General features: G+C 36.3%; 22 protein-coding genes. 9 read left to right on the forward strand and 13 right to left on the reverse strand.

Annotated features, from left to right (window positions below):
• Window positions 1-5: 5 nt before the first annotated feature.
• The 5 genes from RTY06_RS00310 (at window position 6) to RTY06_RS00330 (ending at window position 6,034) form a co-directional block, all read left to right on the forward strand.
• The gene (locus RTY06_RS00310) at window positions 6-455 is read left to right on the forward strand and encodes a YhcH/YjgK/YiaL family protein (RefSeq protein WP_312821938.1); all 450 of its coding nucleotides are present in this window, start codon (window positions 6-8) and stop codon (window positions 453-455) included.
• Window positions 456-459: 4 nt separating this feature from the next.
• The gene (locus RTY06_RS00315; RefSeq protein WP_312821939.1) at window positions 460-1,119 is read left to right on the forward strand and encodes a bifunctional 4-hydroxy-2-oxoglutarate aldolase/2-dehydro-3-deoxy-phosphogluconate aldolase; all 660 of its coding nucleotides are present in this window, start codon (window positions 460-462) and stop codon (window positions 1,117-1,119) included.
• A gap of 29 nt (window positions 1,120-1,148) precedes the next feature.
• Window positions 1,149-2,678: an MFS transporter gene (locus tag RTY06_RS00320; RefSeq protein WP_312821940.1), complete on the forward strand. Its 1,530-nt coding sequence runs from the start codon at window positions 1,149-1,151 to the stop codon at window positions 2,676-2,678.
• Window positions 2,679-2,682: 4 nt separating this feature from the next.
• Window positions 2,683-4,140 (forward strand): tagaturonate reductase, encoded by a 1,458-nt coding sequence (locus RTY06_RS00325; protein ID WP_312821941.1) that lies wholly within the window; start codon window positions 2,683-2,685, stop codon window positions 4,138-4,140.
• 280 nt (window positions 4,141-4,420) lie between these two features.
• Window positions 4,421-6,034 (forward strand): altronate dehydratase family protein, encoded by a 1,614-nt coding sequence (locus RTY06_RS00330; RefSeq protein ID WP_312821942.1) that lies wholly within the window; start codon window positions 4,421-4,423, stop codon window positions 6,032-6,034.
• A gap of 174 nt (window positions 6,035-6,208) precedes the next feature.
• Here the strand turns inward: RTY06_RS00330 and RTY06_RS00335 are convergent, their stop codons facing one another.
• The 5 genes from RTY06_RS00335 to RTY06_RS00355 form a co-directional block, all read right to left on the reverse strand.
• Entirely contained in the window at window positions 6,209-6,511 is a 303-nt protein-coding gene (locus RTY06_RS00335; protein ID WP_312821943.1) for a hypothetical protein, read from the reverse strand.
• 83 nt (window positions 6,512-6,594) lie between these two features.
• Complete coding sequence (gene carB / locus RTY06_RS00340) at window positions 6,595-9,774, reverse strand: carbamoyl-phosphate synthase large subunit (RefSeq protein ID WP_312821944.1); 3,180 nt, start codon at window positions 9,772-9,774, stop codon at window positions 6,595-6,597.
• A gap of 136 nt (window positions 9,775-9,910) precedes the next feature.
• A complete protein-coding gene (locus RTY06_RS00345) occupies window positions 9,911-10,495 on the reverse strand; it encodes a hypothetical protein (RefSeq protein WP_312821946.1) in 585 nt (194 codons plus the stop codon).
• A gap of 58 nt (window positions 10,496-10,553) precedes the next feature.
• Window positions 10,554-11,627: a carbamoyl phosphate synthase small subunit gene (locus RTY06_RS00350; RefSeq protein WP_312821947.1), complete on the reverse strand. Its 1,074-nt coding sequence runs from the start codon at window positions 11,625-11,627 to the stop codon at window positions 10,554-10,556.
• 142 nt (window positions 11,628-11,769) lie between these two features.
• Window positions 11,770-12,672: an aspartate carbamoyltransferase catalytic subunit gene (locus RTY06_RS00355; protein ID WP_312821948.1), complete on the reverse strand. Its 903-nt coding sequence runs from the start codon at window positions 12,670-12,672 to the stop codon at window positions 11,770-11,772.
• Between the two features lie 253 nt (window positions 12,673-12,925).
• Between RTY06_RS00355 and RTY06_RS00360 the strand changes: the two genes are divergently transcribed.
• The gene (locus RTY06_RS00360) at window positions 12,926-13,387 is read left to right on the forward strand and encodes an Lrp/AsnC family transcriptional regulator (RefSeq protein WP_312821949.1); all 462 of its coding nucleotides are present in this window, start codon (window positions 12,926-12,928) and stop codon (window positions 13,385-13,387) included.
• Between the two features lie 77 nt (window positions 13,388-13,464).
• Here RTY06_RS00360 and argH read toward each other — a convergent pair whose 3' ends face one another.
• From argH to RTY06_RS00400, 8 genes are all read right to left on the reverse strand, one after another.
• Complete coding sequence (gene argH, locus RTY06_RS00365; protein ID WP_312821950.1) at window positions 13,465-14,769, reverse strand: argininosuccinate lyase; 1,305 nt, start codon at window positions 14,767-14,769, stop codon at window positions 13,465-13,467.
• A gap of 89 nt (window positions 14,770-14,858) precedes the next feature.
• Window positions 14,859-15,941: a M20 family metallo-hydrolase gene (locus RTY06_RS00370; protein WP_312821951.1), complete on the reverse strand. Its 1,083-nt coding sequence runs from the start codon at window positions 15,939-15,941 to the stop codon at window positions 14,859-14,861.
• Window positions 15,916-16,707, reverse strand: coding sequence for an acetylglutamate kinase (argB, locus tag RTY06_RS00375; RefSeq protein ID WP_312821952.1), 792 nt, complete (start codon window positions 16,705-16,707; stop codon window positions 15,916-15,918). Before argB ends, RTY06_RS00370 begins: the two co-directional genes overlap by 26 nt.
• Window positions 16,708-16,859: 152 nt before the next feature.
• Window positions 16,860-17,813, reverse strand: coding sequence for an acetylornithine carbamoyltransferase (locus RTY06_RS00380; RefSeq protein WP_312821953.1), 954 nt, complete (start codon window positions 17,811-17,813; stop codon window positions 16,860-16,862).
• Between the two features lie 147 nt (window positions 17,814-17,960).
• Entirely contained in the window at window positions 17,961-19,130 is a 1,170-nt protein-coding gene (locus RTY06_RS00385; RefSeq protein ID WP_312821955.1) for an aminotransferase class III-fold pyridoxal phosphate-dependent enzyme, read from the reverse strand.
• A 229-nt stretch (window positions 19,131-19,359) separates the two neighbouring features.
• Window positions 19,360-20,325, reverse strand: a complete 966-nt coding sequence (argC, locus tag RTY06_RS00390; RefSeq protein ID WP_312821957.1) for an N-acetyl-gamma-glutamyl-phosphate reductase — start codon at window positions 20,323-20,325, stop codon at window positions 19,360-19,362.
• Window positions 20,326-20,547: 222 nt separating this feature from the next.
• Window positions 20,548-21,741 (reverse strand): argininosuccinate synthase, encoded by a 1,194-nt coding sequence (locus RTY06_RS00395; RefSeq protein ID WP_312821959.1) that lies wholly within the window; start codon window positions 21,739-21,741, stop codon window positions 20,548-20,550.
• On the reverse strand, window positions 21,734-22,312 hold the full coding sequence (locus RTY06_RS00400; protein ID WP_312821961.1) for a GNAT family N-acetyltransferase: 579 nt from the start codon (window positions 22,310-22,312) through the stop codon (window positions 21,734-21,736). Before RTY06_RS00400 ends, RTY06_RS00395 begins: the two co-directional genes overlap by 8 nt.
• Window positions 22,313-22,473: 161 nt before the next feature.
• Here RTY06_RS00400 and RTY06_RS00405 point away from each other — a divergent pair, with 161 nt between their 5' ends.
• The 3 genes from RTY06_RS00405 to RTY06_RS00415 all read left to right on the forward strand — a co-directional run bounded on the left by RTY06_RS00405 (window position 22,474) and on the right by RTY06_RS00415 (window position 26,056).
• Window positions 22,474-22,890: a helix-turn-helix domain-containing protein gene (locus RTY06_RS00405; RefSeq protein ID WP_312821963.1), complete on the forward strand. Its 417-nt coding sequence runs from the start codon at window positions 22,474-22,476 to the stop codon at window positions 22,888-22,890.
• A 176-nt stretch (window positions 22,891-23,066) separates the two neighbouring features.
• Window positions 23,067-24,446: a porin gene (locus RTY06_RS00410; RefSeq protein WP_312821965.1), complete on the forward strand. Its 1,380-nt coding sequence runs from the start codon at window positions 23,067-23,069 to the stop codon at window positions 24,444-24,446.
• 29 nt (window positions 24,447-24,475) lie between these two features.
• Window positions 24,476-26,056: an MFS transporter gene (locus RTY06_RS00415; protein ID WP_312821966.1), complete on the forward strand. Its 1,581-nt coding sequence runs from the start codon at window positions 24,476-24,478 to the stop codon at window positions 26,054-26,056.
• The last annotated feature ends 29 nt before the right edge of the window (window positions 26,057-26,085 follow it).

The raw sequence follows: 26,085 nt of genomic DNA on the forward strand, positions 1-26,085 counted from the left end.
AAAAAATGATTATAGACACATTAGAAAATGCTTCTCAATATTCTTTGTTAAATCCATTATTTGAAAAAGCTTTCGACTATTTAAAAGACAAGAATTTAGATTCTTTAGAAGTTGGAGTTACAGAGATTGAAGAAGGTCTTCGAATGATTGTTTTTGATGAAATGGCCAAAACAAAAGAAGAAAGTCTTTCCAAATTCGAGTGTCATAATCAAAATATTGATATTCAAATTTGTCTGAAGGGAATAGAAAATATTGGTTGGAAATCAAGGCAAAAATGCACAAACCCAATCGGAGAATACAATGCAGAAAAAGATGTTCTTTTTTACAATGATAATCCGGATATGTTTTTCCAATTAAACGAAAATCAGTTTGCTATTTTTTATCCAAATGATGTCCACGCACCAATGATTGGAAATGACTTCATTAGAAAGATAGTTTTTAAAGTAAAATTTTAAAAAAATGACAAAGATTCAATTAGTTACGAACGCCATCATCAAGCAAGGACTTTTGCCTTTGTATTATAATGCTGATGAAACTGTAACTTTAGAAATACTGAAATCGCTTTACAGAGCAGGAATCCGAGCAGTAGAATATACAAGCCGAGGAGAATCTGCATTGAGCAATTTCACAAAAATGGTAGAAATCCGAAATGCAGAAATGCCGGATATGCTACTTGGAATCGGAACAATTAAGAATCAAAAACAAGCGGAAGAATACTACAAAGTTGGCGCTGATTTTTTCATCAGTCCCGGATTTGTGGCAGAAGTTGCGGAATTCCTGATTCCAAAAGATGTCCTTTACAGTCCAGGCTGTATGACACCGACAGAAATCATCGAAGCTGAAAATGCAGGTGTGACTTTCGTAAAGTTATTCCCTGGAAATGCACTCGGAACAGGATTTATGAGCGCCATCAAAGATGTATTTCCAAATCTGAAATTTATGCCAACAGGCGGAGTTGACACAACCAAAGAAAACATAGAAAGCTGGTTCAAAGCTGGTGTTTCAGCAGTTGGAATGGGAAGCAAATTAATCAGCAAAGAATTGATGGCTTCCAAAGATTATGCAATCATCGAAAACGAAACTAAAAAAGTATTGGAAATCATCCAATCTATTAAATAATCATTGAAAACTAAATTCCTAAAACCAATATGAGTTCAGTTAAATCCTTTAAACCTAGTAATTTCAGATGGTCCATCTGTGGGCTTTTGTTCATTGCTACGACTATCAATTATCTTGATAGACAAGTTCTTTCTTTGACTTGGAAAGACTTTATCCAGCCGGAGTTCCATTGGAATAATAATGATTACGGAAACATCACGGCGTTGTTCTCGATTTTCTATGCGGTAAGTATGTTATTCGCTGGGAAATTTGTGGATTGGATGGATACGAAAAAAGGATTTCTTTGGGCAATTTTCATTTGGTCGATTGGAGCTATTTTACACGCATTTTGTGGTATTGCAACTTCTGGAATCTTAACAGGAAACTGGTTTGTAGGATTTGCAGAATCAAAAGAAATCATTGGAACTATTAATAATATTTCCTTGGTTACAAGCACAAGTGTAACGCTTTTTATCTTTGCGAGATTTGTTTTAGCGGTTGGTGAAGCAGGAAACTTCCCTGCAGCAATTAAAACCACTGCAGAATATTTCCCTAAAAAAGACAGAGCATTATCCACAAGTATTTTCAATGCGGGAGCGACTGTTGGAGCTTTAGCAGCGCCAGTTACGATTCCTTTCATCGCCAAATCGATGGGTTGGGAAATGGCTTTTATCATCATTGGTGCACTTGGATTTGTTTGGATGGGGCTTTGGATTTTCTATTACAAAAAACCTCATCAACATCCAAAAGTTAACGAGCACGAATTAGCTTATATCCAACAAGACCAAGATGATGTTGTAGAAACTACGTCTGATGAACCTCAGAAAAAAATGTCTTTGAAACAAGCTTTCGGATACAGACAGACTTGGGCTTTTATTTTTGGTAAATTTATGACAGACGGCGTTTGGTGGTTTTATCTTTTCTGGACTCCGGCCTACTTAAGTTCAGTTTACGGAATGGACAGCACGCAAAGTGCATTACCATTGTTCGTTTTGTATATGTTAACCTTAGTTTCAATTGTCGGAGGCTGGCTTCCAAAATATTTCGTGGACAAAAAAGGAATGAATCCTTACGCAGGAAGAATGCGTGCAATGCTGATTTTCGCCTTCTTTCCATTGTTAGCTTTGGTAGCGCAACCTGCGGGAAGTATCAGTTATTGGATTCCGGTTTTGATTATCGGGGTTGCAGGAGCAGCGCATCAGGCTTGGTCTGCTAATATTTTCTCTACAGTTGGCGATATGTTCCCGAAAAAAGCCATTGCAACTATTACAGGTATTGGCGGAATGGCTGGCGGAATAGGTTCTTTCCTTATTAATAAAGGTTCAGGATTATTATTTGACCACGCACACAAAGCTTGGACAACTGTTGACGGCGTTCCTCTTTTGGAAAAATTCCCACAATATGCAGAAGAGCGTCTTCCCGATGGATTATTTGAACAATTAAAAGCGTCCGGAGCTGTAGTTTCAGACGGTATCGACAAAGGATATATGATTATTTTCTCAATCTGCGCAGTAGCCTATCTGATTGCGTGGTTCGTGATGAAATCATTAGTTCCGAAATATAAAATTATTAAAGAATAAAACAATGGAATATCAAACTAAACAAAAACTTAACCGTGAAAACTCGGGATTGACTGAGAAACTGCCAATCAAATTTTTACAGTTCGGGGAAGGTAATTTCCTTCGTGCATTTGTAGATTACCTTATCGACAAGATGAACAAAGAAGCTGACTTCAATGCTGGTGTAGCTGTTGTTCAGCCAACTGTTGGTGGTCTTGTTGATATGTTGGAAGAGCAAGATAATCTTTACACGCTTTTCATAAGAGGTGTGAAAAAAGGACAAATCGTGGATGACCAGAGAGTGATTTCTGCAATCCAGCGTTCATTCAGTCCTTATGAAAATTATGCTGAATATCTAGAATTGGCAAAAGGTGAAGATTTACAATTCATTTTATCTAATACAACAGAAGCGGGAATTGCTTTTGATGATTCTGAAACTTCTTTAGATTCAGGTCCTCATAAGAATTTTCCTGCGAAAGTGACGGCTTTCCTTTACGAAAGATTCAAACATTTTAAAGGAGATTCAGAGAAAGGTCTTCACATCATTCCTTGTGAATTGATTGAAAACAATGCATTGACTCTAAAAAAATATATTCTAAAATATGCTTTGCTTTGGAATCTAGGTTCAGAGTTTTCTAATTGGATAGAAAACAGCAACTATTTCCACAATACTTTGGTGGACAGAATTGTTCCGGGTTACCCGAGAGAAGAAAAAGACGAGTACGAAGCTAAATTGGATTATGATGATAATCTAATGGTAGTTTGTGAAGCGTTCCTACTTTGGGTTATCGAAGGTGATGAGAAATTGAAAGCATTGATTCCGTTTGATAAAATCGATGACCAAGTTTTGGTCGTGAATGATATCACGCCTTACAGAACCAGAAAAGTGAGAATCCTGAACGGTGCTCATACAGCAATGTTAGCGTTCTCTATCCTTGACGGAAAAGAAACTGTGAAAGAAGCCATTGACGCAGACTTTGCAGGAAAATGGATTTCAGAAACGGTTTATAACGAAATCATCTCTACCCTTGATTTATCAACAGAAGAATTGACAGCTTTTTCGGATGAAGTTTTTGACAGATTCAGAAACCCGTTCTTGAAACATTTGCTTTCCAGTATAGCTTTAAACTCTGTTTCAAAGTTCAAAGTGAGAGTGTTACCAAGCTTGTTGAAATATGTTGAAATCAAGAACGAATTACCAACTAATTTGACTTTTGCGTTAGCAGCGTTGATTAGATTTTATCAAGGTGAATTCGACGGAAAACAACTTCCTGTGAGCGATGATGCACCGGTTTTGGAGAGATTCAAAGAAATCTGGTTAACTAACGACCTTGGAGAAGTGGCGAAAAATGCCTTATCCGAAGTGAGTTTCTGGGATACAGATTTGACTCAGATTAATGGACTAACTGAATCTGTAACTAAAGCTTTGCGTGCAATCGATTCCAATGGAATTAAGGAAGGGTATAAAAGTTTCATTCAATAGTATTTATTTGGCTTCGAGAACCTCAGCCTGACAAAGTTGATAAATTGTTGTTAATCTAAATAGTTCAAAAGATTAACAAATAAAATTGCAGCCCGACTTGAGCGGAAATCCTTTTTTGCCAACCTTCAAGTTCTATTTAGACTGAAATCGTCTGCAAAAAAGATTGGGAGCCCTTCGACAAGCTCAGGATAAACTACAGGCGGATTAAGCTGCCCAAACCTAACAAAGTGGTTCGACAAAGTCAAACTATTATAAAGAATAAAGTTATAATCTGAAAATTATGCAAAAAAAAGTATTAAAAGTAAACCCGAAAGACAACATCATTGTTGCGCTGACGGATTTGCCTGCCGGAGAAATTGTGCATCTTGACGGTGCAGATTACACGGTTCTGAAAGATACGAAAGCAAAACATAAATTCGCGGCGGAAGATTTTGCGGTTGGCGACCATATCATTATGTACGGCGTAATCGTTGGAAAAGCGAATCAGCCTATCCAAAAGGGCGAAGTTATTACGACTGAAAACGTAAAACACGAGAGTGAAGAGGTTTTCAAAAAGACAGGAGATTTGGGTTGGACTCCGCCGAATGTGGATAAATGGAAGGATAAAACATTCAATGGTTATCATCGTGCTGACGGACAAGTGGGAACCAAAAATGTCTGGTTGTTTTTCCCATTGGTGTTTTGTGAAAACAAGAATATCGAGAAACTGAAAGATATTTTCGAAAACGAATTGTTACCGAAGAAAGAAGTTTCTTACAAGAATTTCTTACGTTCTTTGATTGAAGAAAAAAGTGTGGAAGAAATTGAAGATAAATCCAGAAACGAAAATCTTCTGGATAATATCGAAGTGAAATTCATCAATCATCAAGGTGGTTGTGGCGGAATCCGTCAAGATTCGGAGCTATTGGCAAAATTGCTTGCTGGTTATGTGAATAATCCGAATGTAGCCGGTGCAACAGTTTTGAGTTTAGGATGTCAGAATCTTCAGGTTGATATTTTTCAAAATGCTTTGAAAGAGATGAGCCCGAATAGCGATAAAGAAATTTTAATTTTTGAACAGCAGAAAATAGGAACTACGGATAAAATGTTCCAAATGGTCATCAAAGATTCTTTTGAAGCCATCAAAAGAGCCAACAAAATTGAACGTAAACCTGCGCCTATTTCTAAACTTAGCATTGGTTTAGAATGTGGTGGTTCTGATGGTTTTTCGGGTATTTCGGCCAATCCAGCTTTAGGTGTTGTTTCGGATATTTTTGCAGCATTGGGCGGAAAAACGATTTTGGCAGAATTTCCTGAATTGTGCGGTGTAGAACAAGAATTGATGAACCGATGCGTAGATGAGGAAAAAGCGGATAAGTTCTTATCATTAATGAAAGCTTTTGAAAAATCCGTTGTAGATGCAGGTTCAGGGTTTGATATGAATCCTTCGCCAGGAAATATCAAAGACGGTTTGATTACCGATGCAATGAAATCTGCAGGCGCTTCCAAAAAAGGTGGAACAGCACCAATTGTAGATGTTTTGGATTATGGCGAATACATTTCGAAACCGGGTTTGAACCTCTTGAACACACCAGGAAACGACGCCGAATGTACAACAGGATTAGTCGGAGCTGGAGCAACAGTAGTTTTGTTTACGACAGGTTTAGGAAATCCGATGGGAAATCCAATCGCACCTGTTGTGAAAATATCTTCTAATACAGCGCTTATCAACAGAATGACAGACATCATCGATGTGAATGCTGGAACTGTGATCACAGGCGAAAAAAGCATCCAAGAAGTAGGCGAAGAAATCGTAGACTATATTATCGAATTGGCAAGCGGAAACGTAGAAACAAAAGCTGACCAACTGAAACAGGATGTATTTATTCCTTGGAAACGAGGAGTGTCATTATAATTTTTTTGAATTTTAAGGTTTTTATTTTTAAAGGGCATTTCTTCTTTTGAAGAGTGCTCTTTTTTTATAATTTTTTTTTTTTTTGAAAATCCCTCCAAAATATTTCCTATTGTAGAAGTAGAATTTACTAGAATCAATAAAAAACTCCTTATCGATTGATGAGGAGTTTTTGTTTTATTTTACACTTTTGACTCTTATCATTCCTTTGTTTTCGTGATACATCATACACATAATTTTACCATCGCGTTCTTTGCATTCTTTGGTATAGTCATAAACAAGTGATACTTTTTCGCCCTCTTTTTTAGATTCCAGAATGTCGTAATTACAAACCAGATAATCTTCGTTTTCTCCAACTCTGAGGTAAGTTCCGGTGCAGTCTCTTACAATGGTTCCTGTTTGTAATCTGTCGTGAACAGTGGCGCAGGAAAATAGTAGTGTTGAGAAAAGTCCTAATAATAAAATGTTTGTTGATTTCATTTCTAAAATTTATTTGAATTAAAGATATAAAATAAAAACGCACCTTAAAATTAAGATGCGTTTTTATTTATCTGAATTCGAAACTACATCGTCTCCATCTTGAAACTCATACTTTCAATCACTTTCAAAATTGCTTCAACTGTGTCCATTGAAGTCAAACAAGGAACACCGTTTTCTACCGACATTCTTCGGATTTGGAAACCGTCTCTTTCGGCTTGTTTTCCTTTCGTAGTCGTATTCACAACGTATTGAACTTTTCCTTTTTGAATCAAATCAATAAGGTTAACATCTTCCTCTCCGATTTTATATCCGATTTTCGTATGAATTCCTTTTTCCTCAAAGTATTTCGCCGTTCCTTCTGTTGCCCAGATTCTGAAACCGGCTTCCTGAAATCTTTTGGCCAACAAAGAAGCTTCTTCTTTATCTGAATCTGAAACTGTAAACAAGATAGAACCGTGCGTTGGAACTTTTCTTCCTGCTCCGATTAATCCTTTGTATAAAGCTTTTTCAAAGGTTGAATCTTTCCCCATCACTTCTCCTGTTGATTTCATTTCAGGTCCTAATTGGATGTCAACTTTCGTCAATTTACTGAAAGAGAAAACTGGAACTTTCACGAAGATTCCATCTTTATTCGGAACCAATCCTGATTGGTAACCAAGATCTTTCAGTTTTGTTCCAAGAATCGCTTTTGTTGCCAGATTTGCCATTGGAACATCAGTGATTTTCGATAAGAAAGGAACAGTTCTGGACGAACGCGGATTCACTTCGATTACGAAAACTTCTCCGCCTGAAATCACGTATTGAATATTCATTAATCCAATAACATTCAATCCTTTTGCTAGTCTCTGAGTATAATCTTCTAATGTTTTGATTTGAGTTTCCGTCAAAGTCTGAGGCGGATAAACTGCAATCGAATCTCCAGAGTGAACACCTGCTCTTTCGATATGTTCCATAATCCCCGGAATTATCGTTGTTTCACCATCGCAAATCGCATCCACTTCCACTTCTTTTCCGGTTAAATAACGGTCAATCAGAACCGGATGTTCCGGACTTGCATCTACCGCATTTTCCATATAATGAGCGAGTTCTTTTTCTGAGTAAACGATTTCCATCGCTCTTCCTCCCAAAACATAACTCGGACGAACCAAAACCGGATAACCAATTTCATTAGCAATCACAATTGCTTCTTCTTTTGAAGTCGAAGTTTTCCCCAACGGTTGTGGAATTCCTAAATCTTGAAGTGCCTTTTCGAATTTATCTCTGTTCTCAGCTCTGTCCAAATCTTCAAGGGAAGTTCCCAAAATCTGAACACCGTGAGCTGCTAATTTATCTGCTAAATTAATCGCAGTTTGTCCTCCGAACTGAACCACAACTCCTTTTGGTTTTTCAAGTTCGATGATGTTCATCACATCTTCTTCCGCCAAAGGTTCGAAGTATAATTTATCCGAAATCGAGAAGTCTGTAGAAACTGTTTCAGGATTTGAATTGATGATAATCGCCTCGTAACCCATCTGTTGAATCGCCCAAACCGAATGTACGGTTGCATAATCGAACTCGACTCCTTGACCAATTCTGATTGGACCTGAACCCAAAACGATGATTTTTTCTTTTTCAGAAACTACACTTTCGTTTTCTTCTTCATAAGTTCCGTAGAAATAAGGCGTTTCCGATTCAAATTCAGCAGCGCAAGTGTCCACCATTTTGTAAACCGGCATTATTCCGTTGTCTTTTCTGAACTGGAACACTTCTTTCTGAGTCGTTTCCCAAAGATGAGCAATATTCAAATCTGCGAAACCTAATTTCTTAGCTTCGAGAAGAATTTCTTTGTCGAATTTATTTTCTTTGATTGTCGTTTCGAAATCAATCAGTTTTTTGATTTTCCAGATGAAGAATTTATCAATTTTACTCCATTCTACAATCTGTTCCCAATCGTAACCTCTTCGTAAAGCATCACCGATGATGAATAATCTTTCGTCATCACAAACTCGGATTCTTCTTTCAATTTCTTCTGCTGTTAAAGCTTCGGCTTGTTTTTTCTTTAATCCTAAATGACGGATTCCTGTTTCCAAAGAACGAATCGCTTTCTGCAAAGACTCTTCGAAATTTCTTCCGATTGCCATTACTTCGCCTGTTGCTTTCATCTGCGTTGACAATCTTCTGTCAGCAGTTTCAAATTTATCGAAAGGGAATCTTGGGAACTTAGTCACAACATAATCCAAAGCCGGTTCGAAACAAGCGTAAGAAGTTCCTGTAACTGGATTTTTAATTTCGTCCAATGTCAAACCAACGGCGATTTTTGCAGCGATTTTTGCAATCGGATAACCTGTTGCTTTACTTGCCAAAGCCGATGAACGCGAAACTCTAGGATTCACTTCGATGATATAATAATTGAATGAATGCGGGTCTAATGCCAACTGAACATTACATCCACCTTCGATTCCTAAAGCTCTTATGATTTTAAGAGAAGCATTTCTCAACAATTGATATTCTCTGTCAGAAAGTGTCTGTGAAGGCGCAACTACAATGGAATCTCCCGTATGAACTCCAACTGGATCGATATTTTCCATATTACAAACAACGATAGCGTTGTCGTTGGAATCTCGCATTACTTCATATTCGATTTCTTTGAAACCTGCGATAGATTTCTCAATCAAACATTGTGTTACAGGAGAATATTTTAGTCCTAATTCTGCAATTTCTTTAAGTTCTGCTTCGGTAGAAGCTATTCCTCCACCGGTTCCTCCCATTGTAAAAGCAGGACGAACAATCACAGGATAACCAATTCTGTCGGCAAAATCCAAAGCTCCTTGAACTGTGTTTACAATATCGGATTCTGGAACAGGCTCGTTCAATTCGCGCATCAATTCGCGGAAAAGGTCTCTGTCTTCTGCTTGATTGATGGCAGAAAGTTTCGTTCCTAAAACTTCCACTTTACATTCTTCAAGAATTCCGGATTTCTGTAATTCAACTGCCATATTCAGTCCGGTTTGTCCTCCTAAAGTTGGAAGAAGCGCATCCGGACGTTCTTTGCGGATGATTCTGGAAACGAATTCCAAAGAAATCGGTTCAATATAAACTTTGTCGGCAATCTCCACATCCGTCATTATGGTTGCTGGATTGGAATTAATCAAAATCACTTTGTAACCTTCTTCCTTCAAAGAAAGACAAGCTTGTGTTCCCGAATAATCAAATTCCGCAGCCTGACCAATAATGATTGGACCTGAGCCGATTACTAAAATTGTTTGTATATCTGTTCTTTTCATTTTTACTTTTTTGTCCGAAATCCGATGACGGAAGTCGGATGATTTTTTATTTTTATTTTTTACGTTGCTTTGTCATTCCGTAGGAATCTCAACAATTTAGATTTCTGCAGAAATTTGACGGATTCTATGACAAAAACTATATTTGAATTTCTAAATTAATTTCTTCTTTTTCAGTTTTCGTAAACAATATTACGTTATCATTTTCCTTTTTAAAATCCCAATCTGATGAAACTAAATCTCTCACTTTTTTAAATTCAATTTTGTTTTTATCTAAAAACCATAATGACATTCCATTTGGAATTTGATTAATTGAAATAAGGAAAAATCCAATCTCTGTTTCAAAAAAATTCATATCAAAAAAGAGCTCTTCAATTTCTTTAATTCTTGGAACAGTTCTGAATTTATATACAAAATCACATAATTGAACATCAAGTTTTAAATCTTCAATTTCTCTTACATAATAGTATAAAAACTTAGTTTCAATAATCAAATTCTTAGATTCAAATACTTTCTCAAACTCATTTTCAATCTTTTCAATTTTATCTTTTTTTGTAAATAAATTTTTCAAATATAAAATTGGTAGGATAATCAAACAGAATAAAATAGCAACGATTACAAATACAATTATTAGAATTGGAAATAAAACATATTGCGTCAGAAAATTTACAAATGGATTTTCTGATTTTAATTTTGTTCTATATTCTTGTATTTTAAACTCCATTATTGAATTTAATTCTATGTTTAGATTCCTCCGGAATGACAAATTTTACTTTAAAATTCTATTTTTTGAAATCTTCCATCAAAGTGATGAAATTATCAAAAAGATAATTCGCATCTTCCGGACCTGGACTTGCTTCCGGGTGATATTGAACTGAGAAACAAGGATGAATCTTATGTTTTACACCTTCGTTTGTTCGGTCATTCAGAGCGATATGAGTTTCTACTAAATCTGTATTTTTCAAAGATTCTTGGTCAATGGCATAACCGTGATTCTGTGAAGTGATAGCGACTTTATTTTTCTCCAAATCCAAAACCGGATGATTTCCACCTCTGTGTCCGAATTTTAGTTTGTAAGTTTTTGCGCCACAAGCCAAACCAATCAGCTGATGCCCCAAACAAATTCCAAAAATTGGAACTTTTCCCAGTAATTTCTGAATCATTACCAAAGCCTCCGCATTATCTTCAGGGTCGCCGGGACCGTTGGAAAGCATAATTCCGTCCGGGTCCATTAATAGAATTTCTTCTGCAGTTGTGTCGTGAGAAACTACGATGATGTCACAATTTCTTTGAGACAATTCTCGGATGATTCCCAATTTGGAACCGAAATCTACCAAAACCACTTTGAAACCTCTTCCCGGACTTGCGTAAGATGTTTTTGTGGAAACCTGTTCTACTTGATTTGTAGGGAAACTAGTAGCTTTTAGTTCTTCAATTACAGCTTTTTCATCTGCATCTGCGTTGACGATTTTTCCTTTTTCAACTCCTTTGTTTCTAAGGATTCTTGTCAATCTTCTAGTATCAATTCCAGAGATTCCTGACAAGTTTTTCTTTTGGAATAATTCGTCCAAGGTGATTTGAGTTCTGAAATTGGAAGGCAAATCACACAATTCTTTCACGATCAAACCTTTGATTGCAGGCTCGATGCTTTCGTAATCGTCACGATTAATTCCATAATTTCCAATCAAAGGATAAGTCATACAAACGATTTGTCCGCAATAACTTGGGTCGGAAATCAATTCCTGATAACCCGTCATTCCCGTGTTGAAAACTACTTCTCCCGCAGTGTCCTGCTCTGCTCCGAATCCCGTTCCGTAAAAAACTTCGCCGGATTCTAATATTAACTTCTTTTTCATTTTTACTTTTAAGTCGGAAAACGGAAGTCCGAAGTCCGAAGTTTTATTATTATTTATTTCATCTTCTATCATCGGTCATCAGACTTCTGACATTGGACTTTTTATCTCAAAAAAAACACGCCCGAAAGCGTGAATCAATATTTTAATTTTTGGAATCGATGAATTTGAATCCTTTGTTTTCCAAATCATATTTAAGGATTGCCATTCTCGCAAAAACGCCGTTCTGCATTTGCTTGAAGATTTTCGACCTTTCACATTCAACTAATTCTGAATCAATTTCCACACCTCTATTGATTGGCGCAGGATGCATAATGATGGATGTTGGTTTCATTTTCGCTTCACGCTCTTTTGTCAAACCAAATTTCTTCAGATAATCTTCCGATTTGAAATTGAAGCTTTTCTCGTGACGCTCGTGCTGGATTCTTAATAAAATCAAAACGTCAACTTCCTTCACCAAATCATCAAACTGCATATAAGTTCCGTTCACCAACATTCCTTCATCGAACCAAAATTCTGGTCCAGAGAAATAAACTTTCGCTCCCAATCTTCTGAATAAGCCTGCATCAGAATTTGCAACTCGACTGTGTTTTACATCACCAACGATTCCTATTTTAAGACCTTCAATCTTTCCGAATTCCTGAGTAATTGTCAAAGCATCCAAAATAGCTTGTGAAGGGTGACTTCCTACACCATCGCCTGCATTGATGATACTCAGCTTAGCATCTTTCAGTGCATCGTAATAACGTTTTTCAGAATGTCTGATAACTGCTACTTCTACTCCAATCGCTTCCAGAGTTTTGATGGTATCCAAAAGTGTTTCTCCTTTTGCAATTGAACTTTTATCCGCTTCGAAATCGATAACTTTAAGTCCCAATTTCTTTTCTGCAACTTCAAAACTTGTTTTGGTTCTCGTGCTGTTCTCAAAAAACAGGTTCGCGGCGAAAACATCGCCTTCAATCTTGCTAATCTTCCCTTCCGAAAACGCCTGAGCTTCTTTTAAAATTTTCTCTATACTGTCCGTAGAAACGCGTGAAAGCTTAATCATAATTCAAATTTTTAAATAAAAAAAACGAAGCCTAAAAGACTTCGTTAAATATAAAAAATATTGTTGTTGTCGGCAAATTTGCCAATTGTTGTTATCGCTAAATTCTGTACCAGATTCATTGGGTGCAAAGATACCAATATTTTTGAAATTATGAAATCTTATTCAAAATATTTTTTATTAAATCAATGAACTTCTTTTCTCGAATTGTTGTCTTCATTTTTTTTCTTTACATTTGAAACAATGATTACCCATTATGAGTTTGGATAAAAAAGACAAATTAATTCTTTCGCTTCTACAAGAGGATTCTACGCTATCTGTAAAAGAAATTTCCGAAAAAATCGGACTAACTTTTACGCCAACTTACGAACGCATCAAAAACCTTGAAAAACAAGGTGTTGTAGAAAAATATGTTGCTATCTTAAACCGAGAAAAACTCGGAATCAACATCGTTGTTTATTGTAATGTCCGCCTCAAAGAGCAATCTCAAAAAACATTGAAAGAATTTGAAGATTACATTTCCAAATATGATGAAATTCAGGAAATTACAAGTCTTTCCGGCGAATACGACTATATGATAAAAATTCTGGCTAATGATATCAATTCTTACAACGAATTTGCCGTGAAAGTCATTTCAAACAGTCCTCACATTGGGCAATATCACAGTTCTATTGTTCTTGCCGAAGTCAAAAAGACGACTAAATTTAAGTTGGATTAATTTTCAAATCACTCGCAGATTTAGCAAATTCAACAGATTTAAATTATCTACAAAATCAGCGTAATCAGCGAGAATATTTAACCCAACAATTTATCTCTAACTTTATTGAATTGATATTCGATTTCATCGAGACAAAGATTCCCTAAACTGCCCTGGTGAGAATGATTGAGCTCTTTGTAATCGTATTCAAAAACATTATTTTCAATTTCCTGACCGATTTGGATATAAGCATCGCGGAATGATTTTCCATTCTTTACTTCTTCGTTGATTTTTTCTACGCTAAAGATGTATTTATATTTCTCATCGTCCAGAATATTGTCTTTCACTTCGATATTTGGAAGCGTGTAAATCAATATTTCCAAACATTCTTTCAAAGAATCGATTGCAGGGAAAAGGATTTCTTTTGTCAACTGCAAATCTCTATGATAACCTGAAGGCAGATTATTGGTCAACAAAATCAATTCGTTTGGCAAACCTTGAATTCTGTTACATCTCGCTCTCACCAATTCGAAAATATCAGGATTTTTTTTGTGAGGCATAATACTGCTTCCCGTTGTGAATTCTTTCGGAAAGCTTATGAAATCAAAATTCTGACTCAAATAAAGACAAACATCATAAGAAAACTTGCTCAAGGTTCCAGCCAAAACCGAAAGCGAATTAGCCAACAATTTTTCGGATTTTCCACGTGTCATTTGCGCATAAACAACGTTATAATTCAGGGTTCTGAAATCTAATTTATAAGTTGTGCTTTCTCTGTCAATCGGGAAAGAGGAACCGTAACCAGCAGCAGAACCGAGTGGATTTTTATTAATGATATTCTTAGTTGCAAACAACAATTCCAAATCATCAACCAAAGATTCTGCATACGCGCCAAACCACAGTCCAAAAGACGAAGGCATTGCAACCTGAAAATGTGTATAACCAGGCAATAAAACGTTTTTATGCTGATTCGCTTTGTCTTTCAATATTTGAAAAAATGAATCTGTTCGTTCAGTAATTTCTCTGATTTCGTCTAAAAGATATAATTTGATATCCGTTAAAACTTGGTCGTTTCTTGACCTTGCTGTATGGATTTTTTTTCCTGTTTCGCCAAGTTTCTCGATAAGAATCGTTTCGATTTGTGAATGGATGTCTTCTGCTGTTTTATCGATTTCGAAGCTTCCTTTTTCGATGTCAGAAAGAACTTCTTCTAAAACCGCAACAATTGCCTGCTCTTCATCCAAACGAATCAAACCAACTTCCGCCAACATTTTTGCGTGAGCAATAGAACCCAACACATCGTATTTTGCTAATCTGTCATCAAAATCCAAGTCTTTCCCAACTGTGAATTTGTTAACCAAATCATTGGTTTTCGTATTATCTTTTTGCCAAATTTTTTTCATTTTAATAATTTTTAGAAATTAGATTTTAGAGATTAGAAGTTAGATTCCAATTGGTTGTCTAATTTCTAAAATCTCAATTCTAGCTTCTGTTAAAGAATTTTTTCTAAAATCTTGATGTAAATATCAATTCCTTCTCGGATTTCGTCGATATAAACAAACTCGTCCGCTGTGTGAGAACGCAAACTGTCGCCAACGCCCAACTTGACCGACGTGCACGGAATAATCGCTTGGTCGGAAGATGTCGGCGAACCGTAAGTTGTCCTTCCCAAAGCCAATCCAGCCTGAACAAACGGATGATTGACCTCGATTTTTGAGGAATTGAGACGGAATGACCTCGGCGTGAGTTTCGATTTCATCTGAGATTGGATGATTTCGAAAACTTCCCGATTCGTGTACTCGTCTGTGACACGCACATCCAGAGTGAAATTGCATTTTTCAGGAACCACATTATGCTGAGTTCCCGCATTAATAACCGACAAAGTCACTTTCACTTCGCCCAGATAATCCGAGACTTTTGGAAATTTGAAGTTCAAAATATTCTGCAAATCCTGCATACATTTCACAATCGCATTATCGTTGTTCGGATGCGCTGCGTGAGAAGGCGTTCCCGTCATTTCACCATCAATAACAAGCAAACCTTTTTCTGCAATTGCAAGATTCATTTTGGTTGGTTCGCCAACAATTGCTAATTCTACATTTGGAAGTTGAGGAAATAAAGCTTCAATTCCGTCCAAACCAGAGATTTCTTCTTCAGCTGTCAAAGCAATTACCAAATTATGAGTCAAATCTTCGGCTTCATAAAAATAAAGAAACGTTTGCGCCATTGCCACCAAAGACGCACCTGCATCGTTGCTTCCCAAACCAAATAATTTCCCGTCTTTTTCCACAGGAATAAACGGGTCCAAAGTATAAGCTTTGTTCGGTTTTACCGTGTCGTGATGCGTGTTTAGAAGAATCGAAGGTTTGCCTGCATCAAAATATTTGTTGGTTGCCCAAATGTTATTTTTGAATCGGTTCACAGTCAACTGATGTTCATTGAAAAATCCTTCTATGATGAGCGAAACGTTATATTCGTCCCGGCTCATAGACGGCGTAGCGATAAGTTTTTTCAGTAATTTGACTGCGTTTTCCGTTAATTCTTCTCTGCTAAAGACAGATTTCAGTTCCTTCATTTCCTAGTTTTATTTGGTCTGATAATTTTTCTTCTTTGATTAATGCCACTTTCTGAACGCCATTTTCTTTGGCTCGGAAAGCATTTTCAAGTTTTGGCAAAATTCCTTTGTGAAGTTTTCCTTCTGATTTTAATTCTAAAAATCCTTGTTTGTTAAGTGTTTTCAAATTTGAATTTTCGTCCTCAATATTTTCCAAAACACCATTTTTATCGAAACAGAACAACAATTCTGTATCGAAATGTTTTGATAAAGCCTGAGCGATAGTTCCGGCAATCGTGTCTGCGTTGGTGTTGAACAGATTTCCTTTTTTATCGTGAGTGATTGCAGAAAACACCGGAACCAAACCCAGATTTATCATATTTATAATCAATTCGTGATTGATACTTTTTTCATTGATGTCGCCAACAAATCCAAAATCAATTTCCGGATGTTGTCTTTTTTCAGCTTTGATAACATTACCGTCCGCTCCGGAAAATCCAATCGCATTACAATCGAAACTTTGAAGTTTTGCCACCAAATTTTTATTGATTCTTCCGGCATAAACCATCGTTACAATTTTCAACGTTTTCTTATTCGTGATTCTTCGTCCTTCAATCATTGTTTGCCTTATTTTTAGCTTTTCGGCTAAAGTTTCAGCAATTTTTCCACCACCGTGAATCAGGATTTTAGCGCCTTCAATTTCAGAAAATTGAGCAAGAAAAGCTTTCAATGCTTTTTTGTCATCGATAAGAGTTCCGCCGATTTTTATGATGTGTAGTTTTTGCATTTTTTGTTTTTTGAACGCAAAGTCCGCAAGGGTTTTTATTAATTATTGAAAATATTTTAAGGTTCGCAAATCGAAGATTCATCGATTCCTTTAAAATCAAATAGCAAATTGAGATAAAGGCGCTTACGCTCAACAAATATTTATTCTAATTTTTATTTTAATTCATCCAAAATTTCGCTGAAAACTGTTTGAGCAGAAAATATTCTGTTTTTTGCCTGCTGATAAATGATTGAGTTTTCTCCGTCCATTACTTCATCACTTAATTCGAGATTTCTACGAACCGGCAGACAATGCATTACTTTCGCTTGATTGGTCAATTCTAATTTTTCATTCGTCAACATCCAATCGCCTTCAACTTTCGGCATATTCGCATAATCATCAAATGATGACCAGTTTTTCACATAAATAAAATCTGCATCTTTCAGAGCTTCATCCTGATTGTGAATCACAGGCGTGTCTTTGGTGAAATTTTTGTCCAAATCATAACCTTCAGGATTGGCAATCACAAAATCAACATCCATTTCCTGCATCCATTCTGTGAAAGAATTACCAACAGCCTGTGCAATCGGTTTGATATGAGGTGCCCAAGTCAAAACTACTTTAGGTTTTCTATTTTCTTTCCAGTTTTCTGTAATCGTGATGCAATCCGCCAAACTTTGCAACGGATGTCGAGTCGCAGATTCTAGCGAAACCACAGGAACTTTAGCGTGTTTCAGAAATTGACTAAGAATACTCTCATTCACGTCATCTTCTTTGCTTTTCATTCCCGCAAAACATCTAACAGCAATGATATCACAATATTGATTCAGAACTTCTATCGCATCTTTGATATGTTCAACCGTATCGCCGTTCATCACTGTTCCATCAGCGAATTCTAAGTTCCAAGCTTCTTGTGCAGCGTTGAGAACTAAAACATTCAGTCCTAAATTCTGAGCTGCGATTTGTGAACTCAATCTAGTTCTGAGACTTGAATTAAGGAAAACCAAACCAATTGTTTTTCCTTTCCCTTTGGTTGGATTTTCTAACGGATTTTCTTTTATTTTTAAAGCTTTTGCAATGATATTTTGCAAATTATCTATATCGTAAACCGAAGTGAAATTTTTCATTTTGAAGATTTTTTGAACGCAAAGCGCGCAAAGATTTTTACTAATTATTGAAAATATTTTAAGGTTCGCAAATCGAAGATTCATCGATCCCTTTAAAATCAAATAATAAACTGAGATAAAGGCGCTTACGCTCAGCTAAGCAAGTTTTTAATTTTCTGTTAAAACTTCCTTTTTCTCATCAATTGCTTTCAAAGTTTTTTCTAAAGCATCGATAAATAAATCGGATTCTTTTTCCGAAATATTAAGCGCAGGTAAAATCCGAAGAACGTTTTTATCATTCGCATTTCCTGTGAAAATAAAATGTTCAAATAACAATTCTTTCCTTACATCTGCGCAAGCTTGGTCGAGCTCAATTCCAATCATCAAACCACGCCTTTTGATATTTTGTATATGAGGAAAATTTTTAATTTTTTCCTCGATATAAGCTCCGATTTTTTCAGAATTTTCAATTAAATCCTCATTTTTAATCACTTCCAAAACAGCTAATCCAGCGACACAAGCCAAATGGTTTCCGCCAAACGTTGTTCCCAACAATCCGTAACTCGCTTGGAATTTTGGACTAATCAAAACACCACCAATCGGAAAGCCATTTCCCATTCCTTTTGCAACCGTAATCAAATCCGGTTTGATGTCGAATTCCTGATGCGCAAAGAATTTCCCTGAACGTCCATAACCAGACTGAACTTCGTCTAAAATCAAAACTGTATTATTTTCTTTGCACAATTTTTCAATCATTAAAACGAAATCTTTTTCCAACAAATTGATTCCTCCAACACCTTGAATTCCTTCCACAATCACTGCTGAAATCTCATCCCGATTTTCAGCAAAAATCTTTTTCAGTTCTTCTGAATTATTGAATTCACATTTGATGAAATTCTCAGATTCATTAACTGGTGCTACAATTTTTGGATTATCTGTTACCGCAACTGCAGCCGAAGTTCTTCCGTGAAAAGACTCAGAAAAATAAACGACTTTCTTTTTATTATTATGGAATGAAGCTAATTTCAAAGCATTTTCATTCGCTTCCGCTCCGGAATTGCATAAGAACAAAGAATAATCTTCGTAACCCGACAACTCCCCTAATTTTTCAGCTAATTCTTCCTGAATTTTGTTTTCCACAGAATTGGAATAAAAACTGATTTTATCCAGTTGATTCTTCAGTTTTTCAACATAATGTGGATGATTGTGTCCAATTGAAATCACAGCGTGACCGCCATAAAAATCAAGGTATTGCTGTCCGTTTTCGTCCCAAAGAAAAGAACCTTGAGCTTTTATAGGATTGATGTTGAAGAGTGGATATACGTTGAATAAATTCATATTTCTAATAATTGATAATCGATAAATGATTATTGATTAAACTTCATTTTGAACACTAAGTCCACAAAGGTTTTTATTTTAATAAATGTATTAAGTTCACTAAGCCGCTTCGCTTAGATAAGATTAAATCATCAATTAGTTATATTTCACAAACGCTTCGACTCCGCTCAGCGTGACAATTCTAAATGGTAAACATTATCAGTCTGAGGTTGTTGAAGCCTATTAATTTTTAAAATGCCAAGGGTTTTAAGTTCAAACCTAAATTTTGTTCCCAGCCATTTGCGATATTCATATTTTGAACAGCTTGTCCCGATGCGCCTTTCAAAAGGTTGTCAATTGTAGAATGGATTGCTATTTTATTTCCTTTCTTTTCTATTTGAATCGTACAAAAATTGGTATTTACAACTTGTTTCATATCGATTGCTTTTTTAGAAATCTTGACAAATGGTGAGTTTTTATAAAATTGCTCATATAAATCATAAACCGCTTCCAAACTTAAATCTGTTTTGATAACTGATGTCGTAAAAATTCCTCTGGAAAAATCGCCCCGCCAAGGAACAAAATTAAGCTCCACTTCGTTTTTATTAAGTAGATTAAGTTGCTTAACAACCTCGTCTACGTGCTGATGATTCAAAGTTTTGTAAGCCGAAATATTATCATTTCGCCAAGTGAAATGTGTTGTTGGCTGCAACGATTGCCCAGCTCCAGTTGAACCAGTGATTCCTGTTGTGTAAACTTCATCTAGCAAATTTTCTTTCGCCAACGGCAACAAACCTAACTGAATTGCCGTCGCAAAACATCCCGGATTGGCAATACTATTTGCTTTTTTGATTTGATCGAAATGAATCTCTGGCAAACCATAAACAAAATCTCTGCTTCCAAAATGGGTAGAAAGTCGGAAATCGTTTCCTAAATCTATTATTAATACCTCATCGTCTGCTGGTCTTTCTGCAAGCCATTTTGCACTTTCTGTGTGAGGCAAGCAAAGAAAAAGAATATCAACCGGACGCAATGTATTTTCTAAAACCAAATCGCAAACGGAATCTAAATCCGGATACAAATCCGAAATCTTAACGCCGGAATTGGAACGACTGTACAAAAATTTTAATTCTATATTCGGATGAAAAGCCAGCAATCGAACAAGTTCGCTTCCTGTGTAACCGTTGGCTCCGATGATTCCGACTGATTTTTTCATTTTTTAATATTTTGAACGCAGAGAGCGCAAAGTTTTTTATTCTTATTGAAAATATTTTAAGTTCGCAAAGGCGCTTACGCTCAGCAAAAGTTTGGTTAAACATTAAATCCTTCGGATTCTGTTATCTCTAATTCCTTTCTTTCCGTAGGTTTGGCTTCGCCGAATCTCATTCCTCGATTTCACCTACGGCTACTGATATTGAACTCTTCGAGTTCTTTGATTCTAATTCAATTTGTTGACCTGATGATATATATTGAGCGAGTTGCTGAGGATTTTGGTAAAACCTTTCACATCTTCCCCACTCCAAGCCAGATTCTCTTCACCGTAACTTCCGAATTTTGAAGACATCAAATCGTTGGCAGACTCAATCCCATTCAAAATGAAACGATACGGATGAAGCGTGATGAAAACTTTGCCATTCACAGTTTTCTGAGAATCCTGTAAAAACGACTCGATATTTCTCATCACTGGGTCAAGGAAAAGTGCTTCGTGAAGCCAGTTTCCGTACCAATCTGACAACTGCGATTTTATCGTCTGCTGGTATTTTGACAATGTATGTTTCTCCAGCAAATGATGCGCTTTGATGATGATTGACGCAGCTGCAGCTTCGAAACCTACACGACCTTTGATTCCAACAATCGTGTCTCCAACGTGGATATCACGACCGATCCCGTAAGGTGAAGCCAATTCCTCAATCTTCTGAATCGCCAAAACCGGATGCGAAAACGTCTCGCCGTTCACAGAAAATAGCTCTCCATTTTTAAATTCGATTTCCAATTGAGAAGGTTCCGTTTTCTCTATTTGCGACGGAAACGCTTCTTCAGGAAGGTAATTCTGCGAAGTCAAAGTTTCTTTTCCTCCAACCGAAGTCCCCCAAAGTCCTTTATTAATCGAATATTTTGCCTTATCAAAATCCATTTCGTAATTATGATTTTTCAGGAATTGAATCTCGTCTTCACGCGACAAACTCAAATCACGAATCGGTGTAATAATTTCTATTTTCGGACACATCACCTGGAACATCAAATCAAAACGAACCTGGTCATTTCCCGCACCTGTACTACCGTGAGCAATCGCATCCGCTCTAATTTCCAAAGCAACTTCCGCAATCGTCTGCGCCTGAATCGTTCTTTCTGCACTTACCGACAACGGATAAGTATTGTTTTTCAGAACGTTACCAAAAATCAAATATTTAACACAATCATTATAATATTTTTCCGAAGCATCAACAAACCTGTAAGAAGCCACGCCTAATTTTTCCGCTTTTTCCTTAAGCGAAACCTCATCTTCCTTATCAAAACCTCCTGTATTAATCGTGACTGCGTGAACTTCGTAACCCAAAGTTTCACTTAGATATTTTGCGCAATAAGACGTGTCTAAACCTCCGCTAAATGCCAAAACTACTTTCTTACTCATTGTTGTTATTTATTGATTCAAAATTTTTCTCTTTCTCTTTATTCAGATTTTCGGGAACGAAAAGCATTGCTGTACAAAGGCAATTTTTACGTTCTTTCATCATCAGAATATCATAATTAACGCAGTTTTTGCAACCATTCCAGAATTGCTCGTCCTGAGTCAACTCGGAATAAATGACTGGTTTATAACCTAAACTGCTGTTGATTTTCATCACCGCCATTCCTGTTGTTAATCCAAAAATTTTAGCATTTGGATATTTCTCTCGTGATAATTGGAAAATCCTTTCCTTAATCTGAGTCGCCAAACCAGCATTTCTAAATTGAGGCGAAACTATCAATCCTGAATTGGCTACATATTCTCCATTTGTCCAAGTTTCTATATAACAGAAGCCCGCCCAAGTTCCATTTTCGTCAATTGCAATAATGGAATTTCCTTCTGAGATTTTTTTGCCCAGATATTCCGAAGAACGTTTTGCGATACCTGTTCCGCGTTTTTTCGCAGAATCCTCCATTTCGTTTCTGATTTCTTCTACATAAACCAAATGTTTCTCTGAAGAAACTTCTAATTTCATTGATATTATCTAAATTAAGGTGCAAAACTAAAAATAATTATCTTTATAAACCAAATTAAAAAGATAATTTTATCTGTTAAATAATTTTTAACAATAATATTATCTTTAATCAAAATTACAATATTGCTAATTTATTATACATTTGCTAAAAAGGTATAGTTATGGAAAATCAGTGTCCTAAATGCAATAATCAAAATGTTTCAAAAAGTGGAATTATCAAAGGAAAACAAAGATTCTACTGCAAGAATTGCAACTATTATTTCACAGTTAAAAAATTAGGAAAACAAATTGATGACTATTATGTAACTAAAGCTTTACAACTCTATCTTGAAGGATTAAGTTATCGTGAAATAGAAAGAATTATCGGTGTTTCTCACGTGAGTATCAGTTCTTGGATTAAGAAATACAATATTACAAGACCCCCACATTCAGAATTCCATCCTGTATATAAAGTATTGAAACAAAATGAATTGATTGAATATATTTCACAAGAAAATAATCTTGAAAATTCAGGATTGATTATCACTCAATTCGCTGATAAATATATGCTGATTAAGTGGGAAAGATTTAAAAAGTAAACTTTTCAGTGATGAATTATAAGTTATGAGTTATAATTTATTTAAAATTAAACTATCAATTATTCACTCATAATTCATAACTATACTATTAGCATTAATATATATTAAATTTTTGTAAACAAAATATTAATAACAATTTGGCAATCACAAAATAAACACCAAATTATTATTAATTTATGAAGAAAATTCTCACTTTTATAGGATTAGCGCTTTTAAGCACCAGCCTATATTCGCAAGGTTCGCCTGATTATGGGAATGGATTAAAATTAAATCTAACTCCGGAAGGCGATAAGTATGTAAGATTTATACTTTGGAACCAAATCTGGTTAAGAAATACAGAAATGAATCCCGGAACGATGGTTTCTGATGAAGCTACCAAAAATTCCTGGAACATCGGAAACCGACGATTGAGAGCACTCGCTTATGCACAAATCACCAAAAGATATATGGTTTTGATGCATTTCGGAATTAATAATCAAACTTTTATCAACGGTGGCGGTTCAGGAACAACTGGAACCGGAGGTTATGGAAACGGTAAAAAACCTCAGATGTTTTTTCACGATGCTTGGAACGAATATGCGGTGGTTTTACCTGGAGAAGCGGGAAAATTCAGTTTGAGTTTGGGAGCAGGTCTTCATTATTATATGGGACTTTCCAGAATGACAATGGCTTCGACACTTAATTTCCTGACTGTTGATTCTCCTATTTTCACTTGGCCATTGATTGACAATTCTGACCAATTCGCAAGACAAATGGGAATGTTCGCCAAAGGAAAATACGGAAAATTCGAATATCGTTTTAGTTTAAACAAACCTTTCTCAACCAATCTTGCTCCTGTTGATGTTACAAATCCTGCAGCGAGAGCTGCAGTTGACAACAACGGAAATCCCGAATTCTCAAAAGCGGGTTATGTGGAATATCAATTCTTGGATTCGGAATCTAATCTACTCCCTTTTAAAGTTGGTTCTTATTTGGGGACTAAAAGAGTTTTCAATCTAGGAGCAGGTTTTTATCATCAGAAAGATGGAACGAGAACTTCTGTTAATTCTCAAATCGAGAAACACGACATTGCTCTTTATGCGATTGATGCCTTTGCAGATTTACCTTTAGGAAATGTGAAAAACAAAATGGCACTTTCCGCTTACGCAGGATTCTACAATTACAACTTCGGACCAAATTATCTGAGAAATTTAGGAATTATGAACGTTGGCTCCAACGATCCGAATTTCATTGGAGACAAAGCCATTGCAGGCGCAGGAAATCTTCAGCCAATGATTGGAAGTGGAAACATCTACTATGTTCAAGCAGGTTTACTTTTACCAAGTAATGCTGATAAACCGAAAATCAGAATTCAGCCTTTTGCAGCTTATACGAATAAGAACTTCAAAGCTTTGGAAAATTCTTCTTCGCAGTTTGATATCGGAGCGAATTGGTTCATTGACGGTCATCATGCAAAATTGACAACTCAATACTCCACAAGACCAACTTACACAAGCGCTTCTGCTGAACCAAAATCTAAAGGCGAATTCATTCTTCAATTCCAGATTTATTTATAAAAATGTTTAACATCAAATCTTAATATAAAATGAGCGATTCACATCACGAACAGTACGAAAACCTGAGCGACAAGCAGAAAGACCGCACCATTTGGAGCGTGATTATGGCTTCGTCACTTGGAACCCTTATCGAATGGTATGATTTCTATATCTTCGGAAGCTTGGCAGTTGTTTTAGCCACAAAATTCTTCCCAGCTGATAATCCAACCGCAGCATTCTTATCAACTTTAGCAACATTTGCAGCAGGTTTCGTAGTGAGACCCTTCGGAGCGCTGTTCTTTGGAAGATTAGGCGATATCATTGGAAGAAAATACACTTTTCTTGTAACGCTTTTGATTATGGGATTCTCGACATTCCTTATCGGATGTATCCCGAGTTATGAGACGATTGGTTTTATGGCTCCGCTTTTAGTTTTAATCCTTAGACTTTTACAAGGTTTAGCACTTGGAGGAGAATATGGAGGAGCAGCGACTTATGTTGCAGAATATGCACAACCAGGAAGACGCGGTTACTGGACATCTTGGATCCAAACAACAGCAACGGCAGGTTTATTTATTTCATTAATTGTTATCCTGATTACAAAAACATCACTTTCCGCCGAGGAATTTGACACTTGGGGATGGAGAGTTCCGTTTTGGATTTCAATATTGATGGTTGTTGTTTCTTATTTCATCAGAAAGAACATGAAAGAATCCCCTCTTTTTGCCAAAGCTAAAAGCGAAGGAAAAACTTCTACCAACCCACTGAAAGAAAGTTTTGGAAATAGATTCAATTTCAAATTTGTTTTGCTTGCACTTTTCGGAGCTGCGATGGGACAAGGTGTCATCTGGTACACTGGACAATTTTACTCGATGAGTTTTATGCAAAAAGTAATGAACATCGATGGAACTCAAGTCGACTCATTAATGGCATTAGCATTGTTCCTTGGAACACCTTTCTTTGTATTCTTCGGATGGCTGTCTGATAAAATCGGAAGAAAAGCCGTGATGATGACAGGAATGGTAATCGCCATTTTTGCCTATAGACCTATCTACAGCGCAATGTTTAATTCTGTTGATCTTTCTAAAAAAGAAGTTGCAGCAGGCGGAATCACAGAAACCAGAAGCTCCAAAATTCACGATAAAGTAGCAACAGACAGCTTGATTACTTTCCATAAAGAAATTGCTTATACAGATGGAACCTTTATGAAAAAAGACAGCGTAGTTCATTGGTCAGCAGCCGGACCTGTAATGAAAGATGGAAAAATTGAGGAACCAAAACTTTCAAAATCAATCAAAATAAGTGATGATACGAGATGGTATTTGGTATTCTTAGTTTTCATTCAGGTGATTTTTGTAACGATGGTTTACGGTCCTATTGCAGCATTCTTGGTTGAGATGTTCCCTGTCAGAATCCGTTATACATCTATGTCTTTACCTTATCACATTGGAAATGGAGTCTTCGGTGGATTGCTACCTGCAGTTGCGACTTATCTCGTGACAACCGCAAAAGATGCAGGACACGTGAGCTGGTATTTGGAAGGACTTTGGTACCCGATTGGCGTTGCTGCAGTCTGTCTCATCATCGGATTAATCTATTTGAAACATAAAAACAATAGTATTCACGATTAAATCCAGAATTATTAATTAACTTTAAATCA

The sequence above is a fragment of the Epilithonimonas sp. genome, assembly GCF_032055105.1.
Taxonomy (GTDB): domain Bacteria; phylum Bacteroidota; class Bacteroidia; order Flavobacteriales; family Weeksellaceae; genus Epilithonimonas.

What these genes read in the sequence shown, in the direction of transcription:
- RTY06_RS00405 (WP_312821963.1), top strand. Translation starts at nt 22,474, where the DNA reads ATGGAAAATCAGTGTCCTAAATGCAATAATCAAAATGTTTCAAAAAGT.
- RTY06_RS00310 (WP_312821938.1), top strand. Translation starts at nt 6, where the DNA reads ATGATTATAGACACATTAGAAAATGCTTCTCAATATTCTTTGTTAAAT.
- carB (WP_312821944.1), bottom strand. Translation starts at nt 9,774, where the DNA reads ATGAAAAGAACAGATATACAAACAATTTTAGTAATCGGCTCAGGTCCA.
- RTY06_RS00395 (WP_312821959.1), bottom strand. Translation starts at nt 21,741, where the DNA reads ATGAGTAAGAAAGTAGTTTTGGCATTTAGCGGAGGTTTAGACACGTCT.
- RTY06_RS00315 (WP_312821939.1), top strand. Translation starts at nt 460, where the DNA reads ATGACAAAGATTCAATTAGTTACGAACGCCATCATCAAGCAAGGACTT.
- RTY06_RS00350 (WP_312821947.1), bottom strand. Translation starts at nt 11,627, where the DNA reads ATGAAAAAGAAGTTAATATTAGAATCCGGCGAAGTTTTTTACGGAACG.
- RTY06_RS00320 (WP_312821940.1), top strand. Translation starts at nt 1,149, where the DNA reads ATGAGTTCAGTTAAATCCTTTAAACCTAGTAATTTCAGATGGTCCATC.
- RTY06_RS00345 (WP_312821946.1), bottom strand. Translation starts at nt 10,495, where the DNA reads ATGGAGTTTAAAATACAAGAATATAGAACAAAATTAAAATCAGAAAAT.
- RTY06_RS00410 (WP_312821965.1), top strand. Translation starts at nt 23,067, where the DNA reads ATGAAGAAAATTCTCACTTTTATAGGATTAGCGCTTTTAAGCACCAGC.
- RTY06_RS00330 (WP_312821942.1), top strand. Translation starts at nt 4,421, where the DNA reads ATGCAAAAAAAAGTATTAAAAGTAAACCCGAAAGACAACATCATTGTT.
- RTY06_RS00370 (WP_312821951.1), bottom strand. Translation starts at nt 15,941, where the DNA reads ATGAAGGAACTGAAATCTGTCTTTAGCAGAGAAGAATTAACGGAAAAC.
- RTY06_RS00325 (WP_312821941.1), top strand. Translation starts at nt 2,683, where the DNA reads ATGGAATATCAAACTAAACAAAAACTTAACCGTGAAAACTCGGGATTG.
- RTY06_RS00415 (WP_312821966.1), top strand. Translation starts at nt 24,476, where the DNA reads ATGAGCGATTCACATCACGAACAGTACGAAAACCTGAGCGACAAGCAG.
- RTY06_RS00380 (WP_312821953.1), bottom strand. Translation starts at nt 17,813, where the DNA reads ATGAAAAATTTCACTTCGGTTTACGATATAGATAATTTGCAAAATATC.
- RTY06_RS00400 (WP_312821961.1), bottom strand. Translation starts at nt 22,312, where the DNA reads ATGAAATTAGAAGTTTCTTCAGAGAAACATTTGGTTTATGTAGAAGAA.
- RTY06_RS00360 (WP_312821949.1), top strand. Translation starts at nt 12,926, where the DNA reads ATGAGTTTGGATAAAAAAGACAAATTAATTCTTTCGCTTCTACAAGAG.
- RTY06_RS00335 (WP_312821943.1), bottom strand. Translation starts at nt 6,511, where the DNA reads ATGAAATCAACAAACATTTTATTATTAGGACTTTTCTCAACACTACTA.
- argC (WP_312821957.1), bottom strand. Translation starts at nt 20,325, where the DNA reads ATGAAAAAATCAGTCGGAATCATCGGAGCCAACGGTTACACAGGAAGC.
- argH (WP_312821950.1), bottom strand. Translation starts at nt 14,769, where the DNA reads ATGAAAAAAATTTGGCAAAAAGATAATACGAAAACCAATGATTTGGTT.
- RTY06_RS00355 (WP_312821948.1), bottom strand. Translation starts at nt 12,672, where the DNA reads ATGATTAAGCTTTCACGCGTTTCTACGGACAGTATAGAGAAAATTTTA.
- RTY06_RS00385 (WP_312821955.1), bottom strand. Translation starts at nt 19,130, where the DNA reads ATGAATTTATTCAACGTATATCCACTCTTCAACATCAATCCTATAAAA.
- argB (WP_312821952.1), bottom strand. Translation starts at nt 16,707, where the DNA reads ATGCAAAAACTACACATCATAAAAATCGGCGGAACTCTTATCGATGAC.